Origin of the sequence: Cyanobium sp. Morenito 9A2 (assembly GCF_024345575.1) — a bacterium.
Lineage (GTDB): Bacteria > Cyanobacteriota > Cyanobacteriia > PCC-6307 > Cyanobiaceae > ATX-6F1.
The window spans coordinates 1-18,961 of record NZ_JAGQBJ010000003.1; the positions used below are offsets into that span (position 1 = coordinate 1).

The 18,961-nt window shown below is 59.4% G+C and carries 24 protein-coding genes, 1 tRNA gene and 1 pseudogene; 11 read left to right on the plus strand and 15 right to left on the minus strand.

All coding sequences use genetic code 11. The annotated features are described in order from the left end of the window. A partial coding sequence (locus tag KBY88_RS05110) for a phytochelatin synthase family protein (protein ID WP_254938845.1) occupies positions 1-232 on the minus strand: 232 nt, incomplete at its 3' end. A gap of 480 nt (positions 233-712) precedes the next feature. On the opposite strand from KBY88_RS05110, the gene KBY88_RS05115 reads away from it, so the two are divergent. Together KBY88_RS05115 and KBY88_RS05120 are read left to right on the plus strand one after the other, a co-directional pair. Then, entirely contained in the window at positions 713-1,078 is a 366-nt protein-coding gene (locus KBY88_RS05115) for an AbrB/MazE/SpoVT family DNA-binding domain-containing protein (RefSeq protein WP_254939126.1), read from the plus strand. Positions 1,079-1,183: 105 nt separating this feature from the next. Beyond that, positions 1,184-1,828 carry a hypothetical protein gene (locus KBY88_RS05120; protein WP_254938846.1) on the plus strand — a complete coding sequence of 215 codons (645 nt, stop codon included), beginning with the start codon at positions 1,184-1,186 and terminating at the stop codon, positions 1,826-1,828. Between the two features lie 447 nt (positions 1,829-2,275). Here the strand turns inward: KBY88_RS05120 and KBY88_RS05125 are convergent. Further along, a tRNA-Asp gene (locus KBY88_RS05125) sits at positions 2,276-2,349 on the minus strand. Between the two features lie 392 nt (positions 2,350-2,741). Beyond that, positions 2,742-2,884, minus strand: a pseudogene (locus KBY88_RS05130) (IS5/IS1182 family transposase); the annotation flags it as partial. Positions 2,885-2,965: 81 nt separating this feature from the next. Here KBY88_RS05130 and KBY88_RS05135 point away from each other — a divergent pair. Beyond that, positions 2,966-3,208 carry a transposase gene (locus KBY88_RS05135; RefSeq protein WP_396102588.1) on the plus strand — a complete coding sequence of 81 codons (243 nt, stop codon included), beginning with the start codon at positions 2,966-2,968 and terminating at the stop codon, positions 3,206-3,208. A 262-nt stretch (positions 3,209-3,470) separates the two neighbouring features. Next, positions 3,471-5,921 carry an N-6 DNA methylase gene (locus KBY88_RS05140; protein ID WP_254938848.1) on the plus strand — a complete coding sequence of 817 codons (2,451 nt, stop codon included), beginning with the start codon at positions 3,471-3,473 and terminating at the stop codon, positions 5,919-5,921. A 14-nt stretch (positions 5,922-5,935) separates the two neighbouring features. Here the strand turns inward: KBY88_RS05140 and KBY88_RS05145 are convergent, their stop codons facing one another. The 8 genes from KBY88_RS05145 to KBY88_RS05175 form a co-directional block, all read right to left on the minus strand. Next, entirely contained in the window at positions 5,936-6,742 is an 807-nt protein-coding gene (locus KBY88_RS05145; protein WP_254938849.1) for a DUF7687 domain-containing protein, read from the minus strand. Position 6,743: 1 nt separating this feature from the next. Beyond that, positions 6,744-6,962 carry a helix-turn-helix domain-containing protein gene (locus KBY88_RS16250; protein ID WP_396102591.1) on the minus strand — a complete coding sequence of 73 codons (219 nt, stop codon included), beginning with the start codon at positions 6,960-6,962 and terminating at the stop codon, positions 6,744-6,746. Between the two features lie 1,499 nt (positions 6,963-8,461). Continuing rightward, positions 8,462-9,319 (minus strand): ArdC family protein, encoded by an 858-nt coding sequence (locus KBY88_RS05150; protein WP_254938850.1) that lies wholly within the window; start codon positions 9,317-9,319, stop codon positions 8,462-8,464. A gap of 137 nt (positions 9,320-9,456) precedes the next feature. Continuing rightward, on the minus strand, positions 9,457-9,693 hold the full coding sequence (locus tag KBY88_RS05155) for a hypothetical protein (protein WP_254938851.1): 237 nt from the start codon (positions 9,691-9,693) through the stop codon (positions 9,457-9,459). A 374-nt stretch (positions 9,694-10,067) separates the two neighbouring features. After that, positions 10,068-10,364 carry a hypothetical protein gene (locus KBY88_RS05160; RefSeq protein ID WP_254938852.1) on the minus strand — a complete coding sequence of 99 codons (297 nt, stop codon included), beginning with the start codon at positions 10,362-10,364 and terminating at the stop codon, positions 10,068-10,070. A gap of 293 nt (positions 10,365-10,657) precedes the next feature. Beyond that, positions 10,658-11,212 carry a sigma-70 family RNA polymerase sigma factor gene (locus KBY88_RS05165; RefSeq protein WP_254938853.1) on the minus strand — a complete coding sequence of 185 codons (555 nt, stop codon included), beginning with the start codon at positions 11,210-11,212 and terminating at the stop codon, positions 10,658-10,660. Positions 11,213-11,387: 175 nt separating this feature from the next. Then, complete coding sequence (locus KBY88_RS05170) at positions 11,388-11,645, minus strand: hypothetical protein (RefSeq protein WP_254938854.1); 258 nt, start codon at positions 11,643-11,645, stop codon at positions 11,388-11,390. Positions 11,646-11,649: 4 nt separating this feature from the next. Then, positions 11,650-12,390 (minus strand): L,D-transpeptidase, encoded by a 741-nt coding sequence (locus KBY88_RS05175; RefSeq protein ID WP_254938855.1) that lies wholly within the window; start codon positions 12,388-12,390, stop codon positions 11,650-11,652. Between the two features lie 83 nt (positions 12,391-12,473). Here KBY88_RS05175 and KBY88_RS05180 point away from each other — a divergent pair, with 83 nt between their 5' ends. Both KBY88_RS05180 and KBY88_RS05185 read left to right on the plus strand, forming a co-directional pair. After that, positions 12,474-12,716 (plus strand): type II toxin-antitoxin system Phd/YefM family antitoxin, encoded by a 243-nt coding sequence (locus KBY88_RS05180; RefSeq protein ID WP_254938856.1) that lies wholly within the window; start codon positions 12,474-12,476, stop codon positions 12,714-12,716. Next, positions 12,713-12,982 (plus strand): Txe/YoeB family addiction module toxin, encoded by a 270-nt coding sequence (locus tag KBY88_RS05185; RefSeq protein WP_254938857.1) that lies wholly within the window; start codon positions 12,713-12,715, stop codon positions 12,980-12,982. Before KBY88_RS05180 ends, KBY88_RS05185 begins: the two co-directional genes overlap by 4 nt. A gap of 29 nt (positions 12,983-13,011) precedes the next feature. On the opposite strand, the gene KBY88_RS05190 is transcribed toward KBY88_RS05185, so the two are convergent. From KBY88_RS05190 to KBY88_RS05205, 4 genes are all read right to left on the minus strand, one after another. Next, positions 13,012-13,209 carry a hypothetical protein gene (locus KBY88_RS05190; protein WP_254938858.1) on the minus strand — a complete coding sequence of 66 codons (198 nt, stop codon included), beginning with the start codon at positions 13,207-13,209 and terminating at the stop codon, positions 13,012-13,014. Between the two features lie 168 nt (positions 13,210-13,377). Then, the gene (locus KBY88_RS05195; RefSeq protein WP_254938859.1) at positions 13,378-14,016 is read right to left on the minus strand and encodes a hypothetical protein; all 639 of its coding nucleotides are present in this window, start codon (positions 14,014-14,016) and stop codon (positions 13,378-13,380) included. Between the two features lie 221 nt (positions 14,017-14,237). After that, entirely contained in the window at positions 14,238-14,987 is a 750-nt protein-coding gene (locus KBY88_RS05200) for an RES family NAD+ phosphorylase (protein WP_254938860.1), read from the minus strand. 5 nt (positions 14,988-14,992) lie between these two features. Further along, entirely contained in the window at positions 14,993-15,379 is a 387-nt protein-coding gene (locus tag KBY88_RS05205; protein WP_254938861.1) for an MbcA/ParS/Xre antitoxin family protein, read from the minus strand. A 251-nt stretch (positions 15,380-15,630) separates the two neighbouring features. Between KBY88_RS05205 and KBY88_RS05210 the strand changes: the two genes are divergently transcribed. The 5 genes from KBY88_RS05210 to KBY88_RS05230 all read left to right on the plus strand — a co-directional run bounded on the left by KBY88_RS05210 (position 15,631) and on the right by KBY88_RS05230 (position 18,959). Next, the gene (locus KBY88_RS05210; RefSeq protein ID WP_254938862.1) at positions 15,631-16,530 is read left to right on the plus strand and encodes a major capsid protein; all 900 of its coding nucleotides are present in this window, start codon (positions 15,631-15,633) and stop codon (positions 16,528-16,530) included. 36 nt (positions 16,531-16,566) lie between these two features. Next, positions 16,567-16,989: a hypothetical protein gene (locus tag KBY88_RS05215; protein ID WP_094556729.1), complete on the plus strand. Its 423-nt coding sequence runs from the start codon at positions 16,567-16,569 to the stop codon at positions 16,987-16,989. Between the two features lie 7 nt (positions 16,990-16,996). After that, entirely contained in the window at positions 16,997-17,746 is a 750-nt protein-coding gene (locus KBY88_RS05220) for a hypothetical protein (protein ID WP_254938863.1), read from the plus strand. 70 nt (positions 17,747-17,816) lie between these two features. Continuing rightward, positions 17,817-18,608, plus strand: a complete 792-nt coding sequence (locus tag KBY88_RS05225; RefSeq protein ID WP_254938864.1) for a hypothetical protein — start codon at positions 17,817-17,819, stop codon at positions 18,606-18,608. 123 nt (positions 18,609-18,731) lie between these two features. After that, the gene (locus tag KBY88_RS05230) at positions 18,732-18,959 is read left to right on the plus strand and encodes a hypothetical protein (RefSeq protein WP_254938865.1); all 228 of its coding nucleotides are present in this window, start codon (positions 18,732-18,734) and stop codon (positions 18,957-18,959) included. The last annotated feature ends 2 nt before the right edge of the window (positions 18,960-18,961 follow it).

The window sequence follows — 18,961 nt, forward strand, 5'->3', positions numbered from 1 at the left end:
CCAGGCTGTTGAGCACCATCACCATGCTGGCCACGCCGCAGTAGGCGGGATTGGCCTGGGTGAGGAACTGCTCGGCCAGCGGTCCGTAGTCGGCGCGATCGACGCTCTGCATCAGCAGGGTCTGGCCCTGGGGCTCCGGCAGGGGGATGGAGATCCCCGGCTGGGCAAGGGCGGTGGGGCCCAAGGGCAGCATCGCCATCAGAGCGACACCGAGCCAGCTGCAGAAGGCCACGGTTGCCCGCCGCTGTCCTTTCTGGTGGAGACAGGACCTAGTGGAATGACTTAGTGATCGCGCCATTGAAATAGCGGTTGATCGCCTTCGAGGGCTCGGAAGCGAGGGTGCACGGGGCGGTGCGCTGGATTCTCACCAGCCTTGGCTGCAGATCATTGCTTCTTTTTCCTACGCCCACTGCACACTGCGCTGTACAGAGTCATATCAGACCTTGAGCCCACTGCGCCTGCCTAAAAGGGGCGTGGCGTTCAGCATTGAAATTGCTGATGTGAGCCGGCCTGTTTTGTTGCTGCTCATGTCCCTTCTGCTCCGGAGCCCACTCCGGGACGTTTGTGACCTTGCGGATGCAGCGCTTGTACCGGAGAGCTACTAGAAGTGATCTGAGTGGGCGACTAGAACTGACAGTCACAATCAAAGCCCTTCTTGATGGCACCAAAGGGCTAACAGGTGCTAGCCTTAGTCTTATTGGATGAAATCGACATGCCTTTGTCTGGAGCCGAACTGTTGAACAAGGTGAAGGAGCTAGGTGATGTGAGCAAATCCAAGCTAGTCAAGGCGGCCGGCTATGTCAGTATCAAGAAAGACGGCAGCGAGCGCCTCAACTTCACCGCCTTTTACGAGGCGCTGCTAGAGGCTAAAGGCGTCAGCTTGGGCTCAGCCACGGCCGCGGTGGGCAAGGGCGGCCGCAAGCTGAGCTATGTGGCCACGGTGCAGGGAAACGGAAACCTGCTTATCGGAAAGGCCTACACCGCTTTTCTGGATCTGCAGCCCGGCGATGATTTTGAGATCAAGCTGGGTAAGAAGCAGATCCGGCTGGTCCCGGTTGGCGCAGACGATGAGGAGTGAGGGAGGACTTCGCCTTTGACAAGGGCGGTGTTAAAACTTTTGGTCCTGTTGGGTTGGCGTGATGCACAACTTTTACTATCGTTCATTCCGATGACTTAGGGCAAATTGCAAGAAAACCTGCTTGTCAAGGACTGCCTGCGGCATCACGGCGGTGCCTTACTGTTCATGGCACCGGAGTGGAGCGAGGCCCAGCGAGGGGTGCCCTGCCAGATCGTGGATGTCTTTGCGCTGAAGGTGGTGACGGGTTATACCCGTGATCCACAAGGGAAGTTGCTGCTTGAGGCACATCCATCTGTGGCGGCTGGCCGTAGCTGGTCGCTGGCCAAGGCCTGTCAGTTGGCGCGTCTTGACGCCAGACCCGAACGGTGGGTGGTGCTGCAACGCAACAACAGAGCGTGGGGGCTGTTCTGGGCAGGCGGAGGACTGCACCGTTGCCGGCAGCAACTGCTTGAGACCTCGGAGTCGCCAGCACTGAGCTCCGCGCTCGTTCCAGTGACGCCAGAAGCGGTGCTGCGGTTGGTCCTCAATTTAGAAGTGGAGGACACACTCACTGAGAAAACCTTCCAAGCCGTTGTTCCTCCTGCCGCGGTGGGTGGTTCCGAAGTTCTTAAGGCCGTTCTATGGACGTCCCTGGCCTGGCTTGTTCTGCTGGGTCTGACAGCTGCCGGCTTCCTGGGAGTGCTGCGCGAGCAAGACCGCAAGCTGGAACTACTGCTGGAGCGGACACCAGCACCGGCTGCCAATCGCTAGTGACTACCTGGCCCGATGTCCACAGCTCGCTCCACATCAACGCCCTGTGCTGGGCAGCCCAACTGCACCGCCGCAAGGGTAACTGGTGTGAGTATTTCCAAGCTGAACGCCGTAAGCGGTCTGGTGTGGAAAGACGGTGGAGATGAGGGGCATGCGATCGGCGGCTAGCTGCACGATTCGATTTAGGACGCCGACCAGGACGAGGTAACGATTGCTGTGTGCTATGGCCAGAGGCTGGTAGTTGGTGCCTTGTTGAGTGGGGTGGTGGATCAGCTCCCGACTCACCAGGTGCTCACCTGCCAGCTGCATCAGGGCCTGTTAGCCTATGACGAGCACTTCATCCACCCCTGTCAGAGCTGGGACAGATGACATAGCTTTGCAGCAGTACCAAGTCCACCCGAAGAGGTCTGCCAACCGTCACGTGAGGCTCTCCAACGAGTGAGTGAACGGGACTGACGGGATTCGAACCCGCAACTTCCGCCGTGACAGGGCGGTGCTCTAACCGGTTGAACTACAGCCCCAGTCCGGCTTTTGGCCGATCTGCGTTGCGCATGCAACTCCTAAATTATCCGTGATCTCGGGCCCCGACGTCAACTGCGAGCAGGGGATTCAAGTCGGTATAGCTAGCTGCATATGGTGTTGGTGGTTTGGGGTTTGGGATTTGGGGTTTGGGGTTTGGGGTTTGCCGCATCAAAAGCTTGAGAAAACTTTAACTTGCCGGCCGAGCCTTCCCCGTAACAGAGCTGATTTCCGGCTGATATCGCTTCGCAAAGCTGCTCAGGCAGCCTGATTACGCGCTTTTGGTACGTTGTCAGCGCTATTGACAGCCTTCTTGGCTACACCTCTTGGAAACCTACTATGCATGCCTCTATCGCAGGTTTGAGGAGGTTCCCAAGCGGATTAACTTTTAGGTGACCACATGCAGCCCAAAGACGGCACTGACGTTTCAGTGCCTCTCAGCTTGTTCTGACTCAGGTCTCCCCATTGTTTGATCCAGCCAAACACTTTCTTGATCTCCCGGCGGGCATTGATCGACTTGGGATACTCCTCGTGGCGCGTAGCGGCGTCCCATGGAGCGGTGTTTCTGATTCAGGCCCCAGAACAGTTTCGGGTCCACAGGTATCGGGGGTGACGGAGATGCTGCTCAAGCAGTTCCTAGGTGCCTTGTCCGTGATGGAGGCCGCATGGGACGAGGTGCTGGCGTTTCTGGACTTCCCTGAGGAGCACTGGTGCAACGTCTGGAGCACCAATCCGCTTGAGCGCCTTAACAAGGAGATCAAACGCCGCACCAACAAGGGCACCTTCCCCAACTCTGCAGGGCTGATGCAAGTGGAGCGATACTTAAGAGGAATAGATCTGACTTGGCTCATTATGTTGTAATAAAATAAAAAGAATCTTGGAGCTAGTGGCGCGAACAATTCTCGAATTTATAGCACTTCACTTCATTCCAGACGAGCAAGAAGTTGCGTACTGTCTATATATTTATTAACATACTTTTAGGTTTTCTAATATAAATCCAATAGCTGTCAAAGGGATCTGTCAATTTAGCATAACGCTAATCAAACGTTACTACAGAGGGTGGCCACATCAAGACCTTGACCAGCGGGAGGTCAGCCTGCTAGTAGACTGAGCTTACCAAGAAATGAACATTATGCACGTTAGAGCTGCCTCTGTCGACACTACGGCAGGTCTGGGTGGGCGATTTGAAATATCAAAAACAAGTGTGAATTATTCGGCACTTGTTGAAAGTATTAGCCTTTCAAGCAGGTTTGGAGTTGAGGCAATCAGGTTACTGACTTTTCAAAGTGTCAAGAACTGGCAGTCGATTTGCCCATGGTTCATGCTTTGGAAGGAGCATTGCATGCGCTTCTTTGACCTTGAATTAGCCGATGAACTGCTAAAAGACTACATGCCCGATACTGAGGAACATCGACTCTTTCTGGCTCAGTCATATTGCGCAGTTTTGCTTGACCTGATTCTTGATAAGGCAAATTGTAAAAGTCAAGCAGGAAAACCCATATATTCAGGATCTTTGTTTGGATGGATTGCGATTGAGGACATTTCTTGTATAAATGAAATTTCGAAGAATCTCCCTCCTCACATATCAACATTTTTCGAAGGATCTGGCGCCACCATCAAGCAGTGCTCGGACATTCTGGCGAGTATTTATCAGGAGATAATGCCTCCTGCACTACGTCACCTACTTGGAGAGTACTATACACCTCCGTGGCTTGTTGATTATTGCATTGCACATGCCGAACACGCCAGAAAGTCAGCTACAGAGATAGTCTCTATTCTCGATCCATCCGTAGGCTCGGGGGGATTTCTTGCACATTATATAGCTGAGCTGCAGAATCAGGGGGTGGAGCTTCAGGTTGAATTGACTGGCTTTGACATTAATCCTTTGTCAATTCTATTTTGCAAGGCAAATCTGCTTATTGCAACATCGAGATCGCAGGGCAGAGCATTATCAATAGTATCTCATATGTATCTTAGTGATGCAGTGGTTGATCCAATACTTGATGGCGAAGGTCCTCTCTTTTGCTCTGTCAAGCGGCATCAAGCCAATATTCTCGGTCATTTAGTTACAGACGATCTCACTCTAAATGCATCTGTTGAGCTTATTGTTGGACAGTTTGATCTGCTGCCAAGGGTTAAGTGCTTATATGAGTTATCTGTTCATCATTATGTAAGTGAGATATTTTCAGCGACACGTGCAACAGTCTCAGATGTAATTATTGGAAATCCACCGTGGATATCATGGGATGGCCTTAGCTTTCACTATCGAGAGCGTGTAGCTCCACAGTGGGCAATGTCATCGTTATTTACCAGCAAAGGATGGAACGCAAAAGTTGCTGCAGGCAAGACAGATTTTTCATCATTATTTGTATATCGCGCGGCAGAGAGACATGCATCGACAAATGCCATAATGGTATTTGTGCTACCACTTTCTCTTTTTCAAAGTAGATTGTCTGGTGAGGGATTCCGTTCATTTGAAACTGCAGGTGGTCGTCGGTATCCAATCGTTTCATTGGATGACTTTGCCTCTGTCAAGATATTTCGAGATGCAGTCAATAGGACAGCTGTTGGAGTTTTTGCTGTTGACCGGGAATGTTCTTTCCCAATATTATATAATTATTGGTCGTCGGGAAAGGCGGATAATATTTCTTGTGTTCAAACTTTTGGCGGACCTCTCAATCCGGCCATTCATGATTCTCCTATTGTAAGGTTTGAAGAAGGCTGCTCAGACTTACAAGTACTTATTGGAAAGAGTGACTACCGCGCAAGAGGAGGCGTGAATACTGGTGGTGCAAACACAATTCTTCAAGTTCATGTATTGGCAGACAAAGGCTCAACGGTCACAATTCAGAATACTGGTAAATCCAGGAGAAGTTTCAGCAAAGTCATCACTTCCGAGGTCGAATCAGATGTGGTCTTCCCTCTTCTTTGTGGAACTGACATGAAGCGCTGGAAGTCAACACCTAGCAAAAGTATTTTATTGCTATACTCTGTCGAACAACCCAAAAAGGCTATTTCTGAGGCTCTAGTTCGAGACCATTATCCCAAAGCCTACGGTTTTGTCTCTGAGTTTCGAGACCTACTTACAGAAAGAAAAGAGTATCATCGGTGGGGATGCTCGGGGCCTTTTTTCGAGGTTTATCGGATTGGACCATATACATTTAGTCCAATTAAAGTCGTTTGGCAGCATACGGGATATTGTAAGTCGTTGAACATTTCAGTTATTGACGATAGGGGTAAAAAAGTAACTATACCAGATCAAAAAGCAATCATAATTTCTTGCAGCTGTCTCGACGAGGCTCATTATATATGTGCTTATTTGGGGTCGTCTGTTACGGCTGATGTATTAAACAAATATCTTGGGACAGATGCCTCCACGCATATTCTGGACTATGTATCACTGCGACATTATGATGCAAAATCAGACGATCATAGAGAGCTTGCTGAGTTATCATTAGAGGCGCATCGCCTTGCTGCCATAGATGCTTCCACCTTGGAAATAGAGCTCAAAATAAATAAAATCGTAAAAAGTCTAATGCAAATTTCTGTACTTTTTAATGAAGAGACCGACTAATCTCGTCCGTGAAGTCAACTTAGGCCTCTTAATGTCACTTCCCACTCTGAAAGTACTTCTCTTCCGAAAAAAATCTGGTCAACGTGCCGTGTGTGCAGCATATCAATCATGCGACATAAGTATGAGCGACCACAGTCCCACCACGTAAACCTATCGTCGATAAAAAGAAAATGTTTAATCCTCACTCCAAGATTCTTTTCTGCAAGCTCAATCTCGTAACCATCTAGCAAGGTTTCGTATACTCCATCTGCAACTCTGCTTCCAAATGTTGTGGTTCCATAATATTCTTTAATTTCCCAGACTGCTTTCGGATCTCTAGTGTCAGGTATGGCTCCATCAAATCTTCGAGAAAAGATTCCCTCAAGCCCATCCTTAGATGTCAACACAGAAAGCCTCCTTGCATCGTCGATAAATCCATTTGGCCCTAGTATACTCTCTGCAATCATCGCAACTAAGCAGGCAAGATATGCATGATGCCTTTTTATACCCTTTTGCTTGTTCATCGGAAGAGCTTTGGTTGGCTTGGTATTTTCTCTAACTTCCTGAAATGCAAGCTCAGCTTCTGCTCTATTCATAAAAAGAGGTGCAATAGTTGTATTTAATGTGTGCGCGCGCCAATTAATGTACATCAGCACCTCTTCAAGAAGATGATCCTGTGGAAGAGTAATAGCCTCTCTTCGGTACACATCTTCCAGATCAGTTTTTGTATATGTACGAAGTGACCCACTTCCGCGCTTGCTATACCCTGCTTGTTCTGACGAGAATTTTACGTTCGACCAGAACCGTGGGCATTTGTCAAGAAAGCGACTATCAGGCTTCATCTTAGAGTTTTTTGAAGAGTTCTGATGGGTGAACCCTGAGTGAGTGAGATATCTTCAGGAGGTTGTCCAGGCCAACGTTGCGCTGGCCTCGCTCAATGCCGCCTATGTATGAGGGGTGCAGACCTGTAGCGGCTGCTAAATCTTCTTGAGTCCAATTCATGGAGAGTCTGATCTCTCGGATTCTTAACCCGACTCTTTTCCTTTCATCCAACTCACACATCTCATTGGCCTTGGCAATTTAGTCAAGTCTTGACTATGGGTCCAGAGACTATGAGTACAGATGCTGGCCGGATAGCTTTTGTTCAATTTTTCGTTTTTACCGCAAAGCAAGATTGCCTGCTGCCTTTTGTCCAAATCGTCGAGTACGCGTAATATTATGTTGTCGAGTTATCTTGATTATTTCTTTGTGAACTGGATGACCGACTAATAAGCTTTTAATGTGCTAATAATGGTCGTTGCAATTCTTCCCGCCTTCAACTTTTAGGTCGCGAATGTGGTGACCCATCGCGAAAGCCAACCAGCAATATTTACCAATGACTGTGAATGCGCCCTTTGTATTAAGCTAGAGCAGCTTAATACTGGTAGTTGCAGACCCTCATTGAATCCCGGCAATACTCAGTGAGGTATTGCGGTCTTCATGATCCCGGCACCCTGCAACATCTTCGTGCGCGAAGCGTCTGAGGACATCCCAAGCGCAGGCGGATGGGATTTTGGCAAGTCGGTTGAACAGATTCAGCGATGACAGCTTTCCGCAACTTTTTAGCACCGTGAGGCGATCCTCAGCAGGGTGCGCGGCCTACTTGACTTGCTCACCACCGATCGGCGATATCTGCTGTAGAACGGGTAGATCGCTGGCCAGCTCGAAAGGCTGACTCCCTAGAGCCCCCGCAACCGTTACGTGCGCGGTGCGCTTGAATCGATAGCTGGTAATCATTCCTCATAAGCACTTGCCCACCGCTGCTGCCGATCAACATAATTTTGCGTCGCTTGGGCGTAATGGGTAAGCGCCCATGTGAGCTCAGATTGCCGAGGAATGCTTCGGGCGTCTTGAATGGGCCACTTTCAGATTCTTTCAGCCACTCGGCTTGCGATGGGACTGTCACTGCCCACAGAGGAAGCGGACTCCTATGTCGTTCTGAGTCCTGATCGAACTGACCGCTGGGTCTGGAACCTGTTCGAGAAGGCCATTGGCTGGTGCTTCCGATTGCACTTGGATCCCCAGTTCTGGCGGGTGTGCACTGGAAAGAAGCTGAGCTTGCCGATCAGCGCACAGACGGAAGCATTTACCCACATCTTCCACTCGATGCCAACCGACATTGTCTTCGATCAGCCCAGCTAGGCACGATGACTCGAGTTCGACAGCAAGTATAATTCGATACTTTGAAATGTTGGTATCGTGGCCAGTCCTTCAAGTTGGGTTTAGTGTGCCAGATGCAAGCTTATCTCCAATCGCAGGTGAATCAGGTAGAGGAATCTTCTTATTAAGCAGCCTACAGCTTCACCCTGACTTCGACTGGCCGCTGGATGATACCGTCACGATCCAGGGCTATGTGATTAGCTTCGCGACGGTTGATCTCAGCTGCTCGCATCAGCACATCCAAAGGCGGCTACTCACGCCGATCGAGGGTTGAACAAGTGCTTTCATCAACTGCTTCCAGGATTAATCGCAACAATCTCCGGACAGATCAGATCCGCCGCCTGCCGCGCCTCGCTGAGCACCTAGAACAACACCTTCGGCGATTCCTTGAGCAGCTCGATCCAGTGGTTGAGATAGGCGGCATGGCTCTCGATCTCGCTGCCGATCTCCAGCCGATCACCCAGCAGCACCGCCCCCAGCTCAGCCACCAGCTCCTCGCGGGCACAGCGCGCCTTCCCAAAGGCACCGCCGAGATCCCGCTTGAGGCGTGATTCATGGCCGGTGGAGTGGATCTGCTCATGGGCCCAGGTGGCGCAGAACGCCGCTGGTGAGTGGAAGCTGGCGCGATCGGGCAGCTGGATGCGATCGATCGCCGGCAGGTAGCAGGCGCGATCACCCCCAAAGCTGACCGGCACCGGCCAGGCACCCAGCACGGCCTCGGCGGCCTCCAGGCGCTCGGGCTCCGGCTTGGGCTCCACCCCTTCTGCGACCTTGCGGGCTTCGATCAGGGAGGGAAGTGCCTCGCCCTCGAGATCGGCAGCATTGAAGACCGCCACCGGCCGGTAGGTGGCCCAGCTGCGCAGGGTGACTTCCCCGGCCTCGCCTGGCTCCTCGCGACTATGGAGCTGGGGCCGCAGGATGTGAACCGCCTTGCTGCCCTTGCGGGGGAAGATCCCGAGCCTTTTGGCTTCGGCAAAGCCGCACCAGAACGGCAGTGCCGAACCTCGGATGTGCATTCCGAGCGTGAGCAGGATCGGATTGGCGCCGCGGTAGCGATGACCCGAGATCAAGTTGACGTGGTGGCCACCGCCGCTGCCATCCCAGGGCCGCCGCCAGGGGGCTGAACCGGCCTCCATCAGCTCGATCAAGGAGGCGACGATCTTTTCCTCCGCCGTGGGGCCAGTGAAGGATTTGCGTGAGCGGGATATGGACGCGGCCATGAAAGGCAAAGCGCGGGACGCCCGAGTGGTGCCCCGCGCAGGCAAGGGCGGCGACGGCGCCCAGCGCCGAGCCGCTTGCGTCAGCCCTTGCCCGTGGGGCGACCATGAGGAAGCCCGCGCGACCCCACCCCCAGCGCTCAGGTGATCCGCAGCAGATCACCGCTGCTCCACCCGCCTGTGCGCCGCACCCGTGACGGCACAGGCGGTGTGGTCTTCGTCATCTGCCGATCGAAGCTGCCCCGCGAGGGGGCCATGGCGACGGAGAAGGCGACGCCCGCTGCTCCAACGACCTGCTGGGGCCAGATGCCGGTGCGAGGTTTGGCGTGAACCCGGGCGACCTGAGCCGGGGCCTTCATCGACCTGGAGCTGATCATGGTGGCGGGCATGGTTGCTCTGCATTTGTTCAGGCTCCATTGCCACGGCCGCTGCTGGCTGCCCGGTGCTGGCAAGGGGTGTTGACGTCCTGCGGAACTGCTGATGCCTCCGGCCATTCGTGGCTCTGCCAGCCATGGATCTGCCAACCATGAACCGCCGCCACAGGGACCACCTGGCCACTGGCGTGTGACGGCCAGGATCAGTGGCGGCCTGGTGCAGATCAGCAACAACCAAGAGTCGCGGGTGATCCGCAAGGCGGAGGTGGAGGCCTACCTGCGCAAGGACAAGGCCTGGTGACAGGCGGGGCCTGAGGGGGCCAAGCCCAGAGGGGCAGAGCCCCAAAGGGGCCAGTGCTGACCGGCCCCTGGCGCCCTCAGGCCGCAGCCAGTGACTCTGTTGCCATGGCGGCCTGGACCCGCTCGATCTCCGCTTCATGGGCGGCCTCCAGTGCAACATCGATCTCTTGGATGCGGGCCAGGAACTGCTCCATCGCGGGGATCAGCTCTTCCTCCAGCAGGGTGATCTCTTCCTCGCCATAGGGGTGATCGATCCAGAGGCGGCGGATTGGCTTGCCCCGGTGGGTGCGCAGCAGCCGGGTGAGCGCCAGGTGGCAGCAGTGGACGAGGGCGACGGGATCCTCGCGGGAGAGGGAATCGAGCCAGAGGGACATGGGACCTGGCGCCGGAGCGCAGCGATGGGACGCCAGCAGCACCGCCGGATCTGGCAAGGGGCGCGAAGCGCCTCGCGCAGCCCTTGCCCCGGCGAATGATGCGCGATCCCACCGCCAGCCCCAAGGGGCAAGCCCTTAAAGGGGCGGGCCCCACGGGCGTGAGCTCCCCGAACTGCTCCCCGAATTTGGCCTGGTGCTCCCTGAATTTGGGCCGCGACTCCCCGAATTTGACCCCGCTCGGGGGCTTTGGGGCCGGCCTGAACCGGCCCGCTGGCACTGGCGCTCTGGGGCGCTCAGGACAGCTCGGCCCTGAGGGCGGCGAGGCCCGCCTGCCGGCGCCGCTGGACGGCCATGGCGCTCATGCCCAACTGCTGGCCGATCTGGCGGAGGGACTGGCCTTCCAGCACCGACAGCCGGATGATCGCCGCCTGGCCTGCCGAAAGCCGATCGAGCAGGGCCTCGATACCCACGCCATCGGGCTGGCCCGACTGCTCGGGCGCCTCCAGCTGATCGATCCAGAGATCACCGCTGGGCATCGGGGTGTGCAAGCTCTGGTGGCTCCAGGGATGGCCGCCTTTCTCGTGCTGACGCCGCGGGACCCGGACCAGGCGGCCGTGATCTCGGAGGTGGTGGAGCAGGGCGCCTTTGATGCACCGCCTGAGATAGCCGGCGGCAGAGGCCGGCTCGCTGACCTGCCGGCAGGAGAGCCAGAGCTGCATCCGGGCCACCTGGCGGGCATCCTCCAGCTCGATCACCCGGCTGCCAGCAGCGATGCCGCGGGCGATGGAATCGGCGAGGGGCAGGAACTGCTGAAAGAGGGCATCGGCCTGGGATGGGCTGCGGGCCATGACCTGATCGCGTAGGACGCGCGACCCCAGGCCTCAACGCAGGAAGAGGCCAAGCTGAGCAAGGCCAAGCAGCAGGCCAACCCACCAAGCCCCACCGATCTCTCCTGGCACCCCAGACCCTGCCGCCATCGCTGGCTGAACGTCTCCAGCCGATCGAGTGATGCCTTGGTGGGGCCTAAGGCCCTGGCGGCCTGTTGCTGTCGCTCAAGGCCTTGCCGCCGAGCAACGCCAGCAAGGTGTTGAGGGCAACGCCGAATGCGGTGTGGACCGCGTTGTCGAAGCGAGTGCAGAGCCCCCCCTGGGGCACCAGTTGTTGAGCGCTGCGCCAGGCGCAGACACCCGCGCCAAAGGCGTAGAGCGAGACCTCAGCGATCAGCACCACAGCGACCAGCCGCAGCAGGAACCGCTCGCGGTTGAACGGCCGCTCCTCCACCGGCTCAGGGCTCCTGGAAGACACCGACATAGACGGTGCCCTTCTTGTAGAGGGGCAAGACCTTGTCGCGCAGGTCGATGTTGTGGAGCCGCACGCAGCCGAGTGTCGGCAATAGTGGCTGGTTGGCGGCCCAGGCACCGGGCCAGCCGCAACCGGAGCCGCCGCCGTGGAGCATGATCCCGGCCCGGCCGACCGTCACCTCCTGGTTCTCCAGCTCCACCAGATCGAAGCTGTACCAGCCGTAGGACATGGCGGTATCGCTGCAGGTCGGGCTGGGGTTTTGCTCGTAGTCGGGATAGAGCTGGCCGAGCCGATACAGCCCCGGTGGGGTGTCGGTGCTGGTGTGTTTCCAGTCGTTGTCGGCACCCTGGCCCCGGGCCAGACACGGCACCTTCCACAGGAAGGCACCGGAGTGGTCGTAGGCCTTCATGTCCTGGTCCCGGTCGTTGACGAGCAGATAGGAATCGCCTGGTTTGACCGGTGCGGCGATCTTGGGACCCACCAGGCCGGCTTCTTCATCACCACGGGGATCGAGGCCTCCGCTGGGAGTTGGGGGAGCCGGTGGAGCCGGTGGCTTCTCGCTGAACTTGAGGGCCCAGACGGCTTGCTCGTCGAGCACGACCTCGCTGCCTGGGAGATCTGCAATGGCGGAGTGGAGGAGCCAGACACCGGACACCTGTTGGTGTTCCCCCTTGAAGGCTTCCCAGCGGTCCTGGAACCGCTCGGGGGTCATGGTGCTGGACATGGCGGCAAGGGGCTCTCAGGTCCAACCCATTGCCATGTGCGATAGCGGTACGCTTTGACGTACGTGCCTGACGCTCTGCTCTGGTGGCCAGCATTTCCGCGACAGAAGCTCGCAAGCGGTTGTATGCCCTGATCGACGAGGTCGGCGACTCCCATGAGCCGGTGCAGATCACCGGCAAGCGCGGCAATGCCGTGCTGCTCTCGGAGGCCGACTGGAATGCCATCCAGGAAACCCTGCACCTGGTTTCGATCCCGGGGATGCGCGAGTCGATCCTCGCTGGGTTGGCCACACCGGCAGAAGAGCTCAGCGAGCAGCCCGGCTGGTGAGCTGGAGCGTTCGCTTCACCAGGCAGGCGCAGAAGGACGCCCGCAAGCTCGCTGCCGCCTCACCTGCCTTGAAGGCCAAGGCCGAGCAGCTGCTGCAACTCCTGGCAGAGGATCCCTTCCGGCAGCCACCGCCCTATGAGGCGCTGGTGGGTGATCTGCGCGGAGCCTTCTCCCGTCGGCTCAACATCCAGCACCGGCTCGTCTACGAGGTGCTGCGCGAGGAGAGGATCGTGAAGGTGCTGAGGCTGTGGACGCACTACGAATAAGCCCGGCCGCAGCCGGGCCGGAGCTGCGCTCAATAGGGCAGCTGCTCCAGCTCCATCCAGGCCGGGAAGCTGGCGGGCGTGAGCAGCTGGCGCTCAAAGAGGATCTGCTCGGCGAGATCCGCGAGCCGGGGCAGTGGCACCAGGGCCGTGCGGCAGCAGAAGCTCAGGCGATCCAGCGAATCGGAGCTGTGGCGCTCCAGAGCGGAGCGGCGGAAGGAAGAAGCCATCGGGGCGTTGAGAAGGACGCCATGGGAGCGCGGGGTGGGGTCAAGGGCGGCGTAGCCGCTTGCGTCAGCCCTTGAGGCCACCCCGCACCATGAAGCGGCCTGCGCAACGCCAACCCACCAGGAGTCATCGCGTCAGGGATTGGACCGGCCAGGGGCCGGCCCGCCGCATCAGTGGCGCGAGAGCTGTTGCATGCGGGCTTTGTGCTCGGCCAGCCAGGCACCGACCGGATACTTGATTTGATCGGCAGCCATCTGGGCCTCGATCTTTGGCCTGAGGGCTTTCATCGCTGCCTTGCGCTGGGCCAACACCTGCAGGCGGATGGCGAGCTTGCCGGCCTGATCGGCCGCTCGATACTTCACAAGCTGCGGGTAGCAGAGGCTGCCGGTGAAGGCTTCATCCACCGGGCAGTGGAGCCGGCCGAGCGGCTCGGCTTTGCCCTCCAGCCACCCAAGGGCACTGCGGCCTTCCCATTCGGTGAGGGGCCGCATGGCCAAGGGCTCCTGGCAGGCGCACTCTCCGGGCCAGCGCGCTCCCATGCGCAGGCCGATGGCGGGGCCATGAATGACCGGCCGATCGAGGAACGGCCAGCGCAGGGAATCGAGCTGGCGTTTCTTGGCCCACTGGCCGCCATGGGCAACTTCAACCGGGCCGACCCGTGTGAATTCCAGCTCCTCTGGCGGGCAGCCGACCAGGCAACTCAGCAGGGTGTGATCGAGATCTGGCGTGGGGCAGACGACAAGCCGGATGCGCGAGAAGGCGTGGCTCGGGCGCTCCTCGCGGGAGATCAACAGCAGATGGATGGACACGGCCGGATAGGGCGATGGACCCGCAGCGCCACCACGGCGAGGGCAAGGGCGGCGTAGCCGCTTGCGTAGCCCTTGCGCCGCCGTGGACACTGCGGATCCCCTGAGCCCCAACCCTTTTGGGCCAGGGGTTTCACGTCCTGGCCTGTGACGGTGACATTGGGGTACCGCCGATCACTGGAAAAGCCCCCCTGGTCTCATCCGGGCCTGCTGGAGCGCCGGGTTCAGATGGCCGCCTGTGGCAGCTCCCCATCCACCAGAAACAACTCCCTGGCAAAGCGATGGATCCGCCCATCGTCATGACTCAGGAAGGAGGCGTGATCAGCGCAGATCTCGCAGGTGATCTCCACCTGATCAAAGGGTGTGGAGCCGAGGGCCGCCGGGGTGAACACCCCCACCTGGACCAGCGGCTCTCTTGAGCGAGCGCTGAGGTATTCAAACGCCTCGATAGCGGCCTCGCGCATCCAGTTCCCCAGCCGTTGGCTGGCTCCGTAGTGACGCGGGTCGCGTAGTGCCGCCTGGGCGCCTGCGATGGCAAGGTTTTGCAGCTGCAGTCCGCGGCAGGTGTCGATCTCCACCGAGAACAGGGCCTGGCGGCGGCGAATCGGTGCAGTGGGGGCGGTCACCTGGCCCTCCCAGAACAACAGGGCGTAGTACGCGCCTTCCACCAGCGATCCGGAGCGGCTGCGTGAGCCATAAAACATCCCCCTGTGCTCCCGCCCCCCAAAGCGCGAACCATGGAGCAGGGGCGGATAGCGGAACGGGGTGGTGAGCAGCGGATGGCTGGGCGTGGGCGGTGAGAAGGAGGGCAACGGGGGCTTGCTGGATTCCACCAGGCCCTCCAGACGCGCCAGCTGCTCGAGGTCATCCACCAGGGGGCCAAGCGTGTCGATGCCCTGCTGCTGCACCAGTCGCAGCACCGTTCCCTTCAAGGGCACAACCGCGGCGGCCTGGGCGATGGCGAGCAGATCCATCGCGCTCAGATCCGGGCGCGCATGGCATCGAGGTACTGCACGATCTCGACGAGCGCCTCGGTGCGCTGCACCTGCTCGGCCGGCACGCCGCCGGTGTGGCGATTGGCGGTATGAAACCAGTGGCGCATCTGAGCAGGGTCGTTGCCCACCAGCACCGCCAGGCTGCGGTAGAGGCGCACCACCAACAGTGCCAGCTCGCCGGTCTTGGAGAGCGGCTCAATGCCTTTGCCACGGACAAAGAGCGAACGGTCGCGACCCAGCACCCGCGCCAGGGCGGAGCGGCTCAGATCCAGTTCTTCCGCAGCCCGCACCACCGCCTGGAGCAGAAGCTGGGCGTCAGTGAGCGGATCCGCTGAGGCGGCGACTGGTGGCGAGCGATCAACAAGGGGCATGGATCTGATGCATTTGCATCAAACCTAACCCTCTTGAGTCAAAATCGACAGGCTTTCTGCTTCTGCTTCGCCGCCCAAGGCCACCCAGATCAGCCCGAAACGGCAAGAAGCTGAGCGCTGCTTCTGGTCACTGGCAGAGCCAGGCGAAGCGGACGATCGAGGTGCCTGCCATGGCGACTGAGTCACCAACCCCCGTGCTCGCCCATGGCAATAGGTGGTGACGTTGCTGGGGTCAGGCCCCGGGAGTGACCATGGGCCTCACGTTGATCGAGGCGATGAAGCACGAAACCCGAGTCGATCGGCTCGCGGTGACCAAGACCTTCACGGAAGGTCAGCTGCTTCGTCGTTTGCCGTTCCGCAACCTCTCAGGCGGCGCCCTGCAGTTCGCCAAGGAAAAGAAACTGCCCCGCGTCGGCTTTCGTGCTGTGAATGAGGGCTACCGCCGTGATTACGGGGCGGTGGCGCAGGAGAGCGAGTTCGTTCACCTCTTCGGTGGTGATCTCGATGTGGACCGCTCGATCGTTGATCTCAACGGCCCTGAGGCCCGTGCTTCTCAGACGGAGCAGAAGGTGCGCTCGATGCGGCTCACCCTGGAGGCGGCGATCATCAACGGTGACGCCACCTTTGATCCACGGGCGTTCAACGGCCTGAGCAAGCGGCTGGTCCCTGGCGGGGCTCAGACCGTCGACAACATCAGCGGCACCGTCAAGCTCACCAAGCTGGAAGCGGTGGTTGATTCGGTCAACGCCCTCGGCGGTGAGAAGGTGCTGCTGACCAGCAAGGCGGGCCGGCGCCAGATCAGCTCAGCCTGCCGCGTTGCTGGCGGCGATCTGTATCAGGTGATCGACGGCCGCCACTGGTTCGAGGACACCGAGATCCTGGTGGTCGATCAGGACGCCCAGGGCCACGAGGTGCTGGGCTTCGGGGAGGCGGCCAACACCACGTCGATCTACTGCGTGGCGCTCGGTGATGAGCTGATGACCGGCATCCAGGGCCCGTTCGAGGGTCGCTACGGCATCTCGGTGCGGGACTTCGGCGAAGTACAGGATGCTCCGGTGTTCCGCACCCGCGTCGATTGGTACGTCGGTTATGCGGTGGTCAATGACAAGGCGATCGCTCGCCTCTACAACATCGGCCCAGCTGTGGCCTGATCCCCCTCCCCATTCACCTTCTGAGAGGACACGACCATGGCCCTGCAGGGCAACAAACTGATCGACGCCGCCACGACGCTGGTTGGCTGGGTCAACTACAACGCCACTGACCCCTTTGAGCGCACCCGCGTCAGCGCTGAGGTGGTGCGGCTGACCACGCCGCTTGATGCGGCTGGAGCCTTCACGCTGCTGGCGAGCCACCCCGGTGCCGTTGCGGCGGTGACGGTGGTGCTGCAACTGGCGCCGCTGCTCAAGGACGGCACCGTCGGCACCTGGGTGACGGCGGCCACCGTGGCGATCCCCGCCGCTGGTGGTCAGGTGGAGGCCCCGATCGCGGGCGGCAGTTTGGCGGTGGCACCTGCTGATGCCGCCAACGTCGAGCTGCCGGCCTTCTTCTATGCCAAGGCCACGTTGACGCCGTCGACCCCGAACGGCGCCCACGTCAGCCTCACCTACTGAGGCGGCCATGAGCGACCTTGAAAAAGGCAAGCCGGACCCGCCGTCGCCGCCGGCGCCCAAGCCCCCCAAGAGGAGGTACAAACCGACCAAGCCAGGGCGGCCCTGGGCCCCGCCGCAGCCGGAGGTGGAGGGCACGGATCCAACGGTTCCGACCGCACCGACACCGGATCTACCCCCCGAGCAGCCCACTGATCCACTGACCCCCAGCGATCCGACCGTGGAAGTTGAACTGATGGACTCTGATCCTGTGCTGGAACTGCCGCCTGAGGGGATGCTGCGCATCTCCAAATCGGGTCGACACGATCAGTTCGTGTACCCGGTTCATTCCGAGCGCTGGGCGGCGGACGGCTGGAAGGTGCATCCGCCGGTGAACGTCGATCCGAGCACGGGTGCGGAGGATCGTGCTGAGCCTGAGGTGCCCGAGGCGCCTGTGGATCCTGTTGTGCCTGTGCCGCCCGAGGCGCTTGAGGTGCCCGCAGTGGAGCCACTTCCGGGAGCCATCCCGGATGCACTCGAACCTGTAGTGCCTGAGGTGGCGCCTGCCGATGCGACTGATTTCGCGTCGATGACGAAGGCTCAGATCGTTGCGGAGGTCGAGGCCACCTACGGCGTCGCCCTCGACCCCTCTCAGACCAAGAGCGAGCTGGTAGAGCAAGCCGAGACGCTGGCGACTGAGCCGACGCCCCAGCCGGTGCCTGGCCTTGATGTTCCGGCCACAGAGCCCGAGCCGATGGTTCCGAGCGATTTGCTGGGCTGAGCCCTGCGGCACCGCTCTGCGGCCTGGCAAAGGGAGATAGCGCCACCCTCGTGCGAGGAATCGCCTGTTCATGCCTTACCCCTTGCCTCCAGTCGATGAGAGCGGCCGGGTGCGGCTGCTCCCCCCGTATGGCTGTCCGGGTCAGGAGGAGTGGGTCTTGCACCATGAGGCCGACCGCTGGCTGCAGCTGGGCTTTCGGGTGGGGACGGTGCCAGCCCAGGCGCTGGAGTTGTTCTGGATGCCCTCAGATCGGCTCTGGAGTGATCCGATCGGTTGTGCGCCGATTGCGCTCACGATCGACCCGCTGATCAAGGCGCCCCAGCCGATCCAGGTGAACTGGGGCGATGGAAGCATCGAGACGATCGGCTGGGATGCCCTCTCGCGGGAGGTGCCGATGCCGCGGCATGTGTACCTCGATCGTGTGGATCTGACGGTGATCGTGTCGATCGGCCTGACGGTGGCCAGCTTGCCTGTGGCGCTGCTGGGTTGCCCGGTTCCGCCGAGCGTGGTGCAGCAGGGGCTCTCGGGCGGCGGCGATGGGAGCGGCGGCCTGGCCGGTGTGGAGCCCCTGGTGCCGGGCGACGGCCTCGACGGGCGTGCCTACAACGGTTCGCAGACCGAGCTGTGGCGTCTGCGCTTGCATCCGGACGGCGGGCTGGCGCTGCTGCCGAGCCCTGTTGACGGCAAGCCGGCGCTGGCGGTGATGTACGGCAGCGGCGCCGCCAGTCGCGGCACCCGCTGGTATTCCGGTGATGGGCCGCCGCTGAGCGCGGCGCTGAATCCGCCGCCGGCTCCGGGCGATCTCTACCTCGACCGTCTCACCGGCACGGTCTATGAGCTGATGAGTGGAGGCGGCCTCTGATTGTTGGACTGACGCAAAGACACCGCTCCAGAACGGGACGGGTCAGGCAATAGATGGGTCAGGCCCGTGTTGGTGGGGTCCCGGAATCATCAGTGGCAATAGAGCTCGTAGAGCCAGGAGCACATGGGCTGGGATTCCACCGGTGATTCGATCAAGGGCCCCTCTGGCGCAGCTGGAGCTACTGGCCCTGCTGGCCCTGCTGCTGCGTGGGGTGCGATCACAGGCACCCTCAGCGATCAGAGCGACCTGCAGCAGGCCCTGGCGCAAAAGCTCGATGCCGCTCGGCTGACGGTGGGGCCCACCCCGCCGCCTGCTCCCTCCAGCGGTGACCTCTGGATCGACACGAACTGACC

Coding starts and splice junctions, on each gene's coding strand:
- KBY88_RS05115 (WP_254939126.1), top strand. CDS start 713: ATGCCTTTGTCTGGAGCCGAACTGTTGAACAAGGTGAAGGAGCTAGGT.
- KBY88_RS05135 (WP_396102588.1), top strand. CDS start 2,966: ATGCTGCTCAAGCAGTTCCTAGGTGCCTTGTCCGTGATGGAGGCCGCA.
- KBY88_RS05140 (WP_254938848.1), top strand. CDS start 3,471: ATGAACATTATGCACGTTAGAGCTGCCTCTGTCGACACTACGGCAGGT.
- KBY88_RS05145 (WP_254938849.1), bottom strand. CDS start 6,742: ATGAAGCCTGATAGTCGCTTTCTTGACAAATGCCCACGGTTCTGGTCG.
- KBY88_RS16250 (WP_396102591.1), bottom strand. CDS start 6,962: ATGTGTGAGTTGGATGAAAGGAAAAGAGTCGGGTTAAGAATCCGAGAG.
- KBY88_RS05150 (WP_254938850.1), bottom strand. CDS start 9,319: ATGGCCGCGTCCATATCCCGCTCACGCAAATCCTTCACTGGCCCCACG.
- KBY88_RS05155 (WP_254938851.1), bottom strand. CDS start 9,693: ATGATCAGCTCCAGGTCGATGAAGGCCCCGGCTCAGGTCGCCCGGGTT.
- KBY88_RS05160 (WP_254938852.1), bottom strand. CDS start 10,364: ATGTCCCTCTGGCTCGATTCCCTCTCCCGCGAGGATCCCGTCGCCCTC.
- KBY88_RS05165 (WP_254938853.1), bottom strand. CDS start 11,212: ATGGCCCGCAGCCCATCCCAGGCCGATGCCCTCTTTCAGCAGTTCCTG.
- KBY88_RS05175 (WP_254938855.1), bottom strand. CDS start 12,390: ATGTCCAGCACCATGACCCCCGAGCGGTTCCAGGACCGCTGGGAAGCC.
- KBY88_RS05190 (WP_254938858.1), bottom strand. CDS start 13,209: ATGGCTTCTTCCTTCCGCCGCTCCGCTCTGGAGCGCCACAGCTCCGAT.
- KBY88_RS05200 (WP_254938860.1), bottom strand. CDS start 14,987: ATGGATCTGCTCGCCATCGCCCAGGCCGCCGCGGTTGTGCCCTTGAAG.
- KBY88_RS05205 (WP_254938861.1), bottom strand. CDS start 15,379: ATGCCCCTTGTTGATCGCTCGCCACCAGTCGCCGCCTCAGCGGATCCG.
- KBY88_RS05210 (WP_254938862.1), top strand. CDS start 15,631: ATGGGCCTCACGTTGATCGAGGCGATGAAGCACGAAACCCGAGTCGAT.
- KBY88_RS05215 (WP_094556729.1), top strand. CDS start 16,567: ATGGCCCTGCAGGGCAACAAACTGATCGACGCCGCCACGACGCTGGTT.
- KBY88_RS05220 (WP_254938863.1), top strand. CDS start 16,997: ATGAGCGACCTTGAAAAAGGCAAGCCGGACCCGCCGTCGCCGCCGGCG.
- KBY88_RS05225 (WP_254938864.1), top strand. CDS start 17,817: ATGCCTTACCCCTTGCCTCCAGTCGATGAGAGCGGCCGGGTGCGGCTG.
- KBY88_RS05230 (WP_254938865.1), top strand. CDS start 18,732: ATGGGCTGGGATTCCACCGGTGATTCGATCAAGGGCCCCTCTGGCGCA.